This is a genomic window from Weizmannia sp. FSL W8-1119 (genome assembly GCF_038008605.1).
Lineage (GTDB): Bacteria > Bacillota > Bacilli > Bacillales > Bacillaceae_C > Weizmannia > Weizmannia coagulans.
Genome location: NZ_JBBOZL010000001.1, coordinates 2,209,961 through 2,222,807 on the forward strand (window position 1 = coordinate 2,209,961; position 12,847 = coordinate 2,222,807).

At 49.2% G+C, this 12,847-nt stretch carries 10 protein-coding genes; 6 read left to right on the forward strand and 4 right to left on the reverse strand.

The window, feature by feature from the left end:
- Positions 1-32: 32 nt before the first annotated feature.
- Together NSQ19_RS10975 and NSQ19_RS10980 are read right to left on the reverse strand one after the other, a co-directional pair.
- Positions 33-1,211, reverse strand: a complete 1,179-nt coding sequence (locus NSQ19_RS10975; protein WP_019721391.1) for an acetyl-CoA C-acetyltransferase — start codon at positions 1,209-1,211, stop codon at positions 33-35.
- Positions 1,212-1,389: 178 nt separating this feature from the next.
- Positions 1,390-3,774 (reverse strand): 3-hydroxyacyl-CoA dehydrogenase/enoyl-CoA hydratase family protein, encoded by a 2,385-nt coding sequence (locus NSQ19_RS10980; protein WP_328196087.1) that lies wholly within the window; start codon positions 3,772-3,774, stop codon positions 1,390-1,392.
- 199 nt (positions 3,775-3,973) lie between these two features.
- Between NSQ19_RS10980 and NSQ19_RS10985 the strand changes: the two genes are divergently transcribed.
- The 3 genes from NSQ19_RS10985 (at position 3,974) to NSQ19_RS10995 (ending at position 5,080) form a co-directional block, all read left to right on the forward strand.
- Entirely contained in the window at positions 3,974-4,105 is a 132-nt protein-coding gene (locus NSQ19_RS10985) for a YuzL family protein (protein ID WP_013860151.1), read from the forward strand.
- A gap of 70 nt (positions 4,106-4,175) precedes the next feature.
- Positions 4,176-4,430 (forward strand): hypothetical protein, encoded by a 255-nt coding sequence (locus NSQ19_RS10990; RefSeq protein ID WP_017554854.1) that lies wholly within the window; start codon positions 4,176-4,178, stop codon positions 4,428-4,430.
- Between the two features lie 305 nt (positions 4,431-4,735).
- Entirely contained in the window at positions 4,736-5,080 is a 345-nt protein-coding gene (locus NSQ19_RS10995; protein ID WP_013860152.1) for a spore coat protein, read from the forward strand.
- Between the two features lie 36 nt (positions 5,081-5,116).
- Here NSQ19_RS10995 and NSQ19_RS11000 read toward each other — a convergent pair whose 3' ends face one another.
- Positions 5,117-6,337, reverse strand: coding sequence for an FtsW/RodA/SpoVE family cell cycle protein (locus tag NSQ19_RS11000; RefSeq protein ID WP_080588400.1), 1,221 nt, complete (start codon positions 6,335-6,337; stop codon positions 5,117-5,119).
- Between the two features lie 168 nt (positions 6,338-6,505).
- On the opposite strand from NSQ19_RS11000, the gene NSQ19_RS11005 reads away from it, so the two are divergent.
- The gene (locus NSQ19_RS11005; RefSeq protein WP_340703180.1) at positions 6,506-6,826 is read left to right on the forward strand and encodes a thioredoxin family protein; all 321 of its coding nucleotides are present in this window, start codon (positions 6,506-6,508) and stop codon (positions 6,824-6,826) included.
- A gap of 39 nt (positions 6,827-6,865) precedes the next feature.
- Here NSQ19_RS11005 and NSQ19_RS11010 read toward each other — a convergent pair whose 3' ends face one another.
- Entirely contained in the window at positions 6,866-8,305 is a 1,440-nt protein-coding gene (locus NSQ19_RS11010) for a phospholipase D family protein (protein WP_340702838.1), read from the reverse strand.
- 124 nt (positions 8,306-8,429) lie between these two features.
- Here NSQ19_RS11010 and NSQ19_RS11015 point away from each other — a divergent pair, with 124 nt between their 5' ends.
- Both NSQ19_RS11015 and NSQ19_RS11020 read left to right on the forward strand, forming a co-directional pair.
- On the forward strand, positions 8,430-8,585 hold the full coding sequence (locus tag NSQ19_RS11015) for a lmo0937 family membrane protein (protein ID WP_014097513.1): 156 nt from the start codon (positions 8,430-8,432) through the stop codon (positions 8,583-8,585).
- A gap of 245 nt (positions 8,586-8,830) precedes the next feature.
- A complete protein-coding gene (locus tag NSQ19_RS11020) occupies positions 8,831-11,995 on the forward strand; it encodes an efflux RND transporter permease subunit (RefSeq protein WP_340702839.1) in 3,165 nt (1,054 codons plus the stop codon).
- Positions 11,996-12,847: the final 852 nt, after the last annotated feature.

Consider the following 12,847-nt stretch of genomic DNA (forward strand, 5'->3'; position numbering starts at 1 on the left):
ACCGGCTGGCCGCCTGCTTTGGTCCATTGCCATCAAGACACGAGTTCAAATACACCAGCTGCACCCATACCGCCGCCGATACACATCGTGACGACGCCGAACTGCACGTTTCTGCGCTTCATTTCATGGGCAAGCGTTAACGTCAGCTTGGCGCCAGTGCAGCCGAGCGGGTGGCCGAGGGCAATTGCGCCGCCGTTGACATTGACGATGTCTTCATTCAGGCCGAGCTGGCGGATCACCTGGATGGACTGGGAAGCAAAGGCTTCATTCAGTTCGAACAACCCGATATCCTCAAGTTCCAACCCTGCCAGTTTCAAAGCTTTCGGCACAGCTTCCACCGGGCCGATCCCCATGATTTCAGGCGGCACCCCGGCAACCGCGAACGAGCGGAATTTCAACAGTGCTTTGAGCCCAAGCGATTCAGCTTTTTCTTTATCCATCAGCATCACCGCAGCCGCGCCGTCGCTTGTTTGCGACGAGTTCCCGGCCGTAACGGTTCCGGTTACCGAGAATGCCGGGCGCAGTTTTCCGAGCGTTTCCACATTTGTATCCGGCCGGACCCCTTCATCCTGCGAAAAGACGACTTTCTTTTCAACAAGTTTGTTGTCTTCGCCGACCGAACGCAATGTGACCTCAACCGGCACAATTTCGTCTTTGAATTTGCCTTCTGCAATCGCTTTTGCCGCTTTTTGGTGGCTGCGCACGCTGAAGGCATCCTGGTCTTCGCGGCTGACGCCGAATTTTTTGGCGACTTCTTCGGCCGTATGCCCCATGCCCATATAGTATTCCGGCGCAGTTTCTGCGAGGCGCACATTCGGGCGGACGACATGGCCCATCATCGGGACAAGGCTCATCGATTCCGCACCTCCGGCAATGATCGTGTCAGCGTGGCCGAGCATGATCCTTTCGGCGCCGTAGGCAATCGCCTGCAGCCCGGACGAGCAGTACCGGTTGATCGTAATGGCCGGCACCGTATCCGGCAATCCTGCCAGGGCCCCGATATTGCGCGCCATATTGAGCCCCTGCTCCGCTTCCGGCATGGCGCAGCCGATAATCAAATCATCAATATTTCCTTCATAGTTGCCGGCTCGTTTCAACGTTTCTTTTACGACAAGTGCACCTAGATCATCCGGCCGTGTTTGTGCGAGCGTCCCTTTTTTCGCTTTGCCGACCGGCGTTCTCGCCCCTGCAACAATGACAGCTTCCCTCATCACATTCCCCTCTTTCCGTGTTTTTGTAAAAGGCCCTTCCATCACCGCCCGGGGTGATGGATCGGGGTTTTCCCATATACAGTTGCATTCCCCGGGAAAACCCCTTTATGTTGTATATGAAAAATTCGGGCGGAATCTTTTCCTGCCAGGGGACCGGCATTCGCCAATCCGCGGGGCTCTAATTCCGTAACGGTTTTCCTTTTAACAGCATGTGCTGCATCCGCTGCTGTGTTTTTGGCTGTGCAATCAGACTCAGGAACGCTTCCCTTTCCAAATCAAGCAGGTATTGTTCATCCACTTTTGTCCCGAACGGCACTTTCCCGCCTGAAAGCACAAAGGCGATCTTTTTCGCGATTTCAAAGTCATAGTCGGAAATATAGCCCGACAGATGCAATTGCTGGGCCCCAAGCAACAACGCTGCATAACCGGATTCGCCTGTGACCGGCACTTTTTCGCGGACAGGCGGTTTGTACCCTGCGTCAGCAAGGCGCAGCACAGCCTGTTTTGCATCATAAATCAGATGGTCTTGGTTAAAGCTGACCCCGTCCGTCCGGTCAAGGAAGCCGTACTCGCGCGCTTCTTCAGCAGAAGTGGACACTTTCGCCATCGCAATCGTTTCAAAGACTTTGTTCACGACATTTTGCAAGTCGAACTGTACGCCTTCCGGAATGTTTTTCAAATGCTTGATGTACAGCTCTTTGTTGCCGCCTCCGCCCGGAAGCAGGCCGACGCCCGTTTCGACAAGGCCCATATACGTTTCGCTTGCCGCCTGGATATGCGCCGTATGCAGGCACACCTCCGCGCCGCCGCCCAAAGTCATCGCAAACGGTGCTGCAACAACCGGTTTTTGGCTGTATTTGATCTTCATCATCGTGTTCTGGAACTGGCGGACGACCATGTCAAGTTCAAAGATATTGTCATCCTGCGCTTCCATCAGCATCAAAGCAAGGTTTGCGCCGACACAGAAGTTTTTGCCCTGGTTGCCGATCACAATCCCTTTGTAATGATTCTCTGCTTCGTCCACGGCATAATTGATCATTTGCAAAATGTCGAGCCCGATTGCGTTGCTTTTTGAATGGAATTCAAGCAGCAGCACCCCGTCGCCGATGTCGATTAAGCTTGCGCCGGCATTTTCTTTCAGCACTTTGCCCTGCGTTTTCAAAGTTTTGAGATTGATTTCTTTCGGATTGGCTGGAACCGGCTTGTATGCTCCGTTGTCATAGTACGAGACGGCGCCGTTTTCTTCTTTGTAAAAAGACGTAAAGCCTTTTTCCAGCATGCCTTTCACCCAGCCGGGCACTTGAAGGCCGTCCTGCTCCATTTTTTGCACGGATTTTTCAACGCCGATTGCATCCCATGTTTCAAACGGGCCGAATTTCCAGCCGAAGCCCCATTTCATCGCCTGGTCGATGGCGAGAATATCGTCGGCAATCACGCCGGCCAGTTCTGCCGAATACACAAGGCAAGGCGCGAGAATATTCCAGAGCAGCTGTCCGGCACGGTCATCCGCATACACAATCGTTTTGATTTTATTGGCGGTTCCTTTTGCCTGCCGGGCCGCTTCCAAAGAAGCCGCTTTCATTTTCGTGCGTTCGCCGTATTCCAATGTTTCCGGATTTAATTCATAGATTTCTTTTCCTTTTTTTTCATAAAAGCCTTTGCCGGTTTTGCTGCCAAGCCAGCCGTTTTCAACGAGTTTGTGCATGAATGCCGGCACTTTAAAAACTTCTTTTTCTTCGCCTTCCGTTTTTTCATACACGTTATTCGCAACATGGACGAACGTATCGATCCCGACCACATCGAGCGTCCGAAATGTTGCGCTTTTTGGCCGGCCGATCACCGGGCCTGTCACGGAATCGACTTCGCCGACCGTGTAGCCGCCTTTCATCATCTCCCGCACGGTGACAAGCAGGCCGTATGTACCGATGCGGTTGCCAATAAAGTTTGGCGTATCTTTTGCAAGCACGACGCCTTTTCCGAGCACGTCCTCGCCGAACTGCTTCATAAATGAAGTGACGTCCGGGTCGGTGTCAGCGGTCGGGATCACTTCGAGCAGTTTCAAATAGCGCGGCGGGTTAAAAAAGTGGGTCCCGAGAAAATGCTTTCTGAAATCTTCGCTCCGCCCTTCTGCCATCGCTTCGATCGAAATGCCGGATGTGTTTGAACTTACAATGGTCCCCGGCCGGCGGAAGCGTTCCACTTTTTCAAATACTGATTTTTTAATATCCAAACGTTCTGTGACCACTTCAATTATCCAGTCTGCTTCTTTCAGCCGTTCAAGGTCGTCTTCCAGGTTGCCCGCTTCGATGAGCGCGAGGCTTTTTTTCGATGTGAGCGGGGCCGGTTTTTGTTTTAACAGCTTCTGCAGCGCAGACTGGCTGAAGCGGTTTCGGACGGCTTTGTCCTCCAATGTGTACCCCTTTGCTTTCTCCGCTTCCGTGAGTGCGTTCGGGACGATGTCAAGCAAAAATACCGGAATCCCGATGTTTGCCAGATGTGCGGCGATGCCCGATCCCATCACGCCGGAACCGATGACAGCCGCTTTTTGAATGGTATACCGCATAGTGCATCCCCTTTCTTTTGAATGAATGCTCATTCATTAAGCGCTTAAAAAAATAACGCTTTCATCTTTAATAATAATATATACGAATTTTTTCATTCTATCAATCACTTCATCTCAAAAAATCGCCATTTTTTTAAAATTTTTTATATGCCCATACCATTTTGGGCAAGCTAAACGAAAATCGCGGGGAGGTGAACCAATGGCGAAGCTGAAGAAAAACCCGTCAAAAGCGGGTGTGAGCGCGGCAAGCGTAAAAGGAAATGCCGGCCCGACAGTGGAGCGTGACGGCGGCGGAAAAGTAAACAGCCAAAACAACCAGTACAAAAAATAAGCAGGCGGCTGCATAGGATCCGCAGCTCCTTCAAACAATAAAGGGAGACTTGGATAAAGGAGGAAATGGAATGCAACAACAGCCTTTTTCACAGCAGCAAAGCGGGCAAACGGTTTACAACGCTCCGCCCGATCGTATGTCAACAAAAGATTTGGCCTATGTGGATGATATGCTGGCCTGGAATCTGCTGGCGATGAAAAAAGCGCATGATGCGGCAACACGCTGCCAGGACAATGAATTGAAAGCCGTTTTTGAAGCGTGCGGGCAAATGCACCAGCGCCACTACAACCAGATTTTGGGGCATTTGAAAAGCCACTTGCAATAACAAAAAAGAATGCCGGCCCGCCACAAAAAGCGAAACCCGCTTTTCCAGTTCATGAAAAGCAGGCGTTCGCAGCCCGCCCCGGAATGCGCGCACAGCCCGATCCCTAGAAAAAAGCCTGCATGAAGGGAGGCTGTCCGTCCGGGGCAACCGCACTTCCCAGCCTGAAGCAAGCACTGACTGCTCCGGCAGCCGGGCTTAACGGAAAACGGGAGCTCGCCAGCCCAATCCCTGCCCGGGTTTGGCGGCAGAGATACCTGAATGCGGAGCGCGCGTCATACGACCATTTTAAAAAGGAGGTACAACATATGGATTCCCAACAGCAGCAGCAAAAAATTCAAAACCCGAAAACACAATTTCCTGAAACACCGGAAATGAACGACCGCGATCTTGCCAATGACCTGCTTTCGATGGAAAAATACATGACTGCTTCTTATCATACCGCCATGAACGAAGCGAGCCACGAAAAACTGTATCGCGATCTCCTGGCCATTTTTACGGAAACACAGAATGAGCAGCGCAAATTGTATGAGACGATGTTCCAAAAAGGCTGGTACAGTATGGAAGCAGCAGAACAGCAAAAACTGCAGCAGTCTTACCAGCAGCACCAGGGCTATGCTTCGCAGTTCCCGTACGGCGGGAAGGTGCAATAGCCGCAAAAAACAGGCGGCACGGGGCCGCCTGTTTTTTTATTTTTCGTTGGAAAACATATATTTTCTGTAATGGTAACGGATTGAAAAAATAAATCCGACCGCAAGCATATTCCCTATCAGCGAACTCCCCCCGTAGCTGATAAACGGCAGCGGGATCCCGGTAATCGGCAGCACCTGTATCGTCATGCCGATATTTTCAAACACGTGGAACGTAATCATCGCAATGACACCCGCGCAAATGTAGGAATAAAAATCATTTTTCGTCTCAAGCCCTGCTTTTATGATATGGTAAATAAGCATAAAAAACAAGCCGATGACAATGCTACCGCCGATAAAGCCGAACTGCTCGCCGATCACGCTGAAAATAAAGTCCGTCTGGTTTTCCGGAAGGCTCACTTCGGTTGTGCCAAGCCCTTTTCCAAACGTCTGGCCGGAACCAATGGCCAAAAGAGACTGAATCAAGTGGTAGCCGTCCGTATTGGAATAGTTATAAGGATCAATCCAGGCATAGATCCGGCCAAACTGGTACGAACGGACACCAAGATATTTTTCGAGAAGTGCCGGCTGCCAGAGGACGAGATAAAAAATCAGTCCCGCCAGTGCCGCGCCGCTGCCGAAAATTGGAAGCATCAGTTTCCATGTGATGCCCGACACAAATACAAGCCCGAAAAAAATGGCAATAAACACAAGTGACGTCCCTAAATCCTGTTGAATGGTCAACATGAGCGGCACGAACAAGCAGATGCCAAGTTTCACAAACAGCCAGAAGTCCGATTTCACTGACCGGTTCAGCACTTTTTCATTATGATCCGAAATAAGGCGTGCCATTGCTAAAATTAAAAATGGCTTCATGATTTCAGAAGGCTGGAATGTCCCAATCACCGGGAGCACAAACCAGTTTTTCGCGCCATTACGCTCCGGAGCAATGCTGGCTGGCGCCAGAATCAGCAAGATCAGCAGCAAAATCCCGAACCCGTAACCGTACCACGATATTTTTTTCAGCTGGTCGGAGTCAAGGCGGATCACCAATGCTATTATGATTGCTCCGACCACATAGTTGATGACTTGTTTTATCAGATAACTGCTGTTAGCCGTATAAATGGCAACAAGGCTGACAATGCAGAACAACATCAGCGTTAAAACCAGCCCGTAATCAATTTTAGAACCTTCATCCCGCGAAGACAATTCCATCACCTGACTTCTCAATGCCGGAACCGCCGGCCGTAAAATAAAATAAATGATACGGATCCAAAACAACCGGCCCCCATCATTTTTTCATACAAGCTTTATTATACATCATACATGACGAAGCACAATCCTTTTCGTTTTGGAAATATTTCTTTGGCAGGTTGAAAAATGTTGAAATCCGCCTGCCGCTCTTTATACAATAAGAAAGAAATGATAAAGGATGGAGATGGTCTGGAAGTGGAAGCGATTAAAAGTGCGGAAGAATTTAACACGGTAACGGGAGGAGAAGCGCCGGTTATCGTGAAATTTTATGCAGACTGGTGTCCGGATTGCAAAGTGATGGATATGTTTATTGGTGATGTGATCAAAGACTATCCGCAATATAAATGGTATGAAATCAACAGTGACGAGTTCCGTGCGATTGCGGATAAAAACCAGGTGATGGGGATTCCGAGCCTGCTCGTTTTCCAAAACGGCGAGAAAAAAGCGCATCTACACAGTGCAAATGCAAAGTCGCCGGAAGAGGTACGCGAATTTTTAAATGATGTTGTATTGTAAAAAAAGGGCCCGAAGCCGGGGAAGGCTTTCCGGGCTTTTTTAATACGTTGTCAGTTTCAGCACTTCCTGAAGGCGGTAAAGGCCTTTTAACAAATAAGTGGAGAAGCCTTCGTGTTTTTTGTAGGAGACAGTGAAGGTGCCATCTTCATTGTTCCACAGCCGCCCGAAGTACTGGCGGATATCTTTTGTGATGGCCGCATCATTCGGTGCCTTCACAAATAAATCGGTCTCCAAATTATAATCGCCCAGGTTGCGCAGCGTTAAATTGGTCGACCCGCCGAAAAAGAGCGAACGGCCGGGCTTTTCAATCCAGACCAGCTTCGGATGGAATTGCTCGATCCCGGTGTTGTACCAGCGGATTTTGATCTTTCCATCCGTTTTCTTTACGAGTTCCTGTGCAACAGGCTGGTTGGGCAGCCCGATTTTTTTATGCCCGAACGCATTTAAATTCGGGTCGAGGATAAGCCGGATGCGGACGCCGCGGGAAGATGCCTCCTCAAGCGCACGGACCACTTTCCGGTCAGCCAGATAAAACATTGCCATTGAAATCGAATCACCATTTTTTGCCGCTTTGATTTCTTTCATGATCCGGCCGTAAACTTTCCCCTCTGTTAACAGCTGGACGGCAATCCTGCCTTTTCCCCTCTCTTTCCCTTTATATTGCGGCAGTTCCGGGCCGCCCGACATATTGGAAGCCGCCTGCTCCGATTCCAGAACATCACGGATGACCGGCCCCTTAACAAGAAAAGCGATATTGGAATGCCAGCCGCTTGCGTCATGCGGGTTGCCGGATGCAATGACCGTGCCGTTTTCGGTCGTAAACGTTTTGCGGTGGTTCGCCTTAATATTGAAAAGTTCAAGGTACGAACGGAGCGTCATTTTCGGTGCATTGTCCCCGAAAGCGTTCGGCAGCCAGCCGGTCCCGCCCTGGCCAAACGACTGGAAAAACATATGCCAAATACCGGAATAAAGCGGCGTCGGGTCACGTAACGGGTCCAAATGCGTAAAGACCACACGAATGCCATGTTCCTTGAGCCGTTTTAAAATGCCGGCTTCATGGGACCCGTAGGAGGTATTGATCGGGTCGGTGATCACGATGATGCGGACACCGGGTTCTTTTTCTTTTTTGGCAATCAGCCGGTCTGCAAGCCTTTCAGCCAGCGGCGGCACTTTCATCTTTTGATCATGGTAGCCATTAAAAAGGAATAAATCCGCGACGATAAATTGATGGGCCTGGTCAATCATCCGGTAAATTTCAGGATAGACGGCCTGCTCCACCTTTCTTTTTCCCGTCCCCTTTTCCCGGTATGTTAAATCCGAAAGAAAACGGATGTCTTGATCATGGACGGTATATGTTTTGCCTTCATAGGAAATCCCTTTTGGCAGCGGCTTATATGTATGGTACAACATCACAGCCGCATAAATGGCAAGCAGGACAAGGAACCCGCATAACAGCCATTTCTTTCCGCTTTTTTTCATTACAATCCCCCCGTTTCCCAGTATCTTTCCCCACCCGCATGCCCGGCAAACATGCAAGCAAAAGTTTGAAAAGCAACGGAACGGGTAACATAAAAGTACTTTAATTTAGAAAGGAAAAGGCTATATGATCTGGACAATCATCGGGATTTTGCTCGTACTTTGGATTTTGGGCATCGTTTTTCACATTGCCGGTGCCTTTGTGCATCTTCTGCTTGTCATCGCCGCAATTGTGCTGCTGTTTAAAATTTTTTCAGGCATGCGTGGAAATAACAGCCGGTAAAAGGCTAATGACATAGGAAGAAGGTTGAGGCGCAAAGGCTTCAACCTTCTTTTTTTAGGCAGTCCTTCATTTCCAATATTTTTTCTTAAGCGATGCATCAAGTACTGCCATTCTCTCCTGTATTGATAAAACATACCGGAAAATACTGGCGCATTTCCGGGTTTAAAGGTATAACTATTATGGAGATAGGTCGCCCATTTTTCTCCGGACCTGTAACGAACAGACAAAGGAGTGTTGTAAACACTGTGAAGAAGACCATCCAGTTTTGCCTGAACAACAAATTTGCCATTTGGCTGATGACCCTCATTGTGGCTGGTGCGGGCATTTATGCCGGCATGAATATGAAAATGGAAACCATTCCGAATATCGACGCGCCATACATGCTGGTGACAGCCTCTGATCCGGGTGCCACACCGGAAGAAGTCGAAAATAAAATAACGCAACCGATCGAACAACGGCTGAAAAACCTCACCGGCGTCAATACGGTCTCCACTTCCTCGACGGAAAGCAATTCCCAGATCCAGCTTGAGTATAAATATGGCACGGATATGGATCAAGCGAAAAAAGACATCCAGGACGCGCTGGAAAAAGTGGACCTGCCGGATAATATTGACAAGCCGTCCGTAACAAGGATCAGCATCAATGATTTTCCGATCCTGTCTTTAAGTGTCTCGGACAAAAGCCGGTCTTTCCAGCACTTAACGAAAATTGTCGAAGAAGATCTTGTTCCAAAACTGCAGAGCATTGACGGCGTATCCGATGTTCAGGCTTCCGGCCAGTATGTGCAGGAAGTCCAGCTGGCCTTTAAACAGGACAAATTGAATGCATTGGGGCTCGATGAGGATACAGTCAAAAAGGCCATCCAGGGCTCAAACGTTTCGGTACCGCTCGGCCTCATCAACTTCGGGAAAGAAAACAAATCAGTAGAAATCGATGGAAACGTGAAATCGCTGAAGCATTTTGAGAATCTGAAAATCCCGTACACCCCGAAAACGGGTGCAGCTTCCGCTTCGTCCGCAGCCGCACAGGCTTCAGGGACACAATCCCCGGGTGCTGCACAAGCCTCAGGGACACAGGCCTCGGGTGCACAGGCTTCAGGAACGCAAGCCAACACCGGTATGCCGGCCGTTGCGTTAAAAGAAATCGCCGATATCAAAGTTGTCGGCAAGCATGAATCGATTTCAAAAACGAACGGGAAAGATTCAATCGGCATCCAGATTACAAAAGCTCCGGATGCAAACACGGTGAATGTTGCCGATGCAGTAAATAAAAAAGCCGCACAGTTTAAAGCGGACTATAAAGGCACGCAAATTTCCACCATTTTAGACCAGGCAACACCTATCAAAGACTCCGTCAAAACGATGTTTGAAAAAGCAATCATCGGGGCCGTGTTTGCGATTGTGGTCATCCTGCTGTCTTTGCGGAATGTGCGTTCAACCATTATCGCAGTCATTTCGATTCCGCTGTCAGTGCTGGTTGCTTTTATTATTTTGCACCAGCTTGGCATCACATTAAACGTGATGACACTTGGGGCCATGACGGTGGCAATCGGGCGCGTTATTGATGACTCGATTGTCGTCATTGAAAATATTTACAGGCGCTTGACGCTGCGGGAAGAAAAACTGCGCGGAAAAGCGCTGATCCGTGAAGCGACGGTTGAAGTTTTTAAACCGGTCATGTCTTCCACGATCGTAACGGTCATCGTCTTTCTCCCGCTTGCACTTGTGAAAGGAATGGTCGGGGAGCTGTTCATGCCGTTTGCCCTGACGCTGATTTTTGCCCTGCTGGCATCGCTTCTTGTGGCCATCACGGTGGTGCCGATGTTTGCCCATTCGTTATTTAAGAACGGGCTGAAGAAAAACACGCGGACCACGAACGAAGGCCACGGCAAGCTCGCTTTGTTTTATAAAAGGATTCTGAACTGGTCGCTCAACCATAAGCTGGCCACGTTCGGCACCGCATGCCTGCTTCTGATCGGCAGTCTGTTTTTAATCCCGCTTATCGGCGTCAGCTTTATTGAAAACGAAGGCCAGAAAGTCGTGTATGCCACCTATGCGCCGGAACCGGGGGAAACCCTTTCCGACGTGAAGAAGATTACAGGAAAAGCGGAGGATTACTTAATCCACCGTAAAAATGTAAAAAATGTGCAGTATTCCATTGGGGAGTCGGCTTTCAGCACAAACAGCAACTCCGCCATCTTTGTTGTCGAATATGACCAGGGCACCAAAAATTTCGACCGCGAACCGGAAAAGGTCATCAAAGCTCTGCAACAAAGAACGGACCAGGGGACATGGAAATCACAGGACTTCGCGTCCATGTCGAATGATGAATTAACGATGTATGTCTATGGCAATGATCTGGATGAAATCAAACCGGTCATCCATAAAATTGAAAAAGTCATGAAAAACAATGACAACTTGAAAAATGTTGAAACCAGCCTTTCCGAAACGTATCAGCAATACACGCTTGTCGCCAACCAGGACAAACTGGCCGCCCTCGGGTTAACAGCCGGCCAGCTCGGAACCGGCCTTGCGCAAACCGGCAACCGGACCGTGCTGACAACCATTGAAAAAGGCGGAGAGGAATTAAACGTATATGAACAGAACAAAACCGGGCATTACGGCAATATTGGCGACCTGACCAATCAAAAAGTCACATCGCCGCTCGGCACAAAAGTAGCGCTAAAAGATGTCGTGGACGTGAAAAAAGGCGAAACACCGGATGCGGTTACGAAACGGGACGGCAAAATCTATGCCAGTGTAACCGGCAAGATCAAGACAGCTGACGTTGCGAAAGTGACACAACAAGTCCAAAACAAAGTGGATAAACTCGATATTCCAAAATACATCCATGTCGAAACCGGCGGCGTAACGGAAGACATCAATGACTCGTTTACAAAGCTCGGTTACGCGATGCTGGTTGCTGTCGCGATCGTTTATCTTGTGCTCGTGATTACATTCGGCGGGGCTCTCGCGCCGTTTACCATCCTTTTCTCGCTGCCGTTTGCCGTGATCGGTGCACTCATAGCCCTGTTCCTGGCGCATGAAACGATCAGCGTCACCGCCATGATCGGCGCCTTGATGCTGATCGGCATCGTGGTGACGAATGCCATCGTGCTGATCGACCGGGTGGTGCATAAAGAAAAGGCGGGGCTGTCCACCCGCGAAGCATTGCTTGAAGCAGGCGCAACAAGGCTGCGGCCGATTTTAATGACCGCCTTCGCAACAATCTTTGCCCTGATCCCGCTTGCTCTGGGCTACGGCGGCGGCGGACTCATTTCGAAAGGGGTCGGCATCACAGTAATTGGCGGCTTGACCAGCTCCACTTTACTGACTTTGATCATCGTCCCGGTTGTCTACGAATTTTTAATGAAGTTCAGGAAAAAAGAAAAACATCCGGAAGAAGCATGAAAAAAGAGGTTGCCCCCGGGCAGCCTCTTTTTTCTGCATGAACGGAAGCAGCACCGGCGCTTGCGTCGGAGCCGGCAAAACTTGGGAAAGCCGGGATTTATCTTCAAACCCCCGTTCCTGTTCGATTTAGCTTCTTTCAAGTAGGGCTGAATAAGCAAAATTCTTAGATTTGGTAAAAATGCTGGAGGCCGGCTTTTTTTCGTGCTTCTTTAACGTAGACGGACCCTATGTGAAGGAAGACCTTCGTTTTTCCACGCTTCCTTAACGTAGACGCGCTCTATGCGAAGGAACAACGACTTTTTTCCACGCTTCCTTAACATAGGGCTTGCTGAATCACCAAACTTCCTAGATTTGGAAAAACTTAATACAAGGTGCAAGGGTTAAAGATGGATTCTTCTATATTTTGAGAAAGAGCTTGCTAACAAATTGGGTACAAACTCAGAATCGGATTCGTTCAGCAAGCCCCAAGTAGGACATTTCGAGCCCGGATGCAGCTCCTTTTGTCCTTTTGGCAGATTCAAAAGGACATTTCGGGCCTGGATGCAACGTGTTTTGTCCTTTTGACAGCTTCAAAAAGACATTTTGGGCCCGGGTGGAGGTCAATTTGTCCTTTTGACGGCTTCAAAAGGACATTTCAGACCCGGATGCAACGTGTTTTGTCCTTTTGACAGCTTCAAAAAGACATTTTGGGCCCGGGTGGAGGTCAATTTGTCCTTTTGACGGCTTCAAAAGGACATTTCAGACCCGGATGCAACGTGTTTTGTCCTTTTGACAGCTTCAAAAAGACATTTCGGACCCAAACGCGACTCCTTTTGGTCCTTTTACATCACGCAAAAGAACAATTTGACCTCA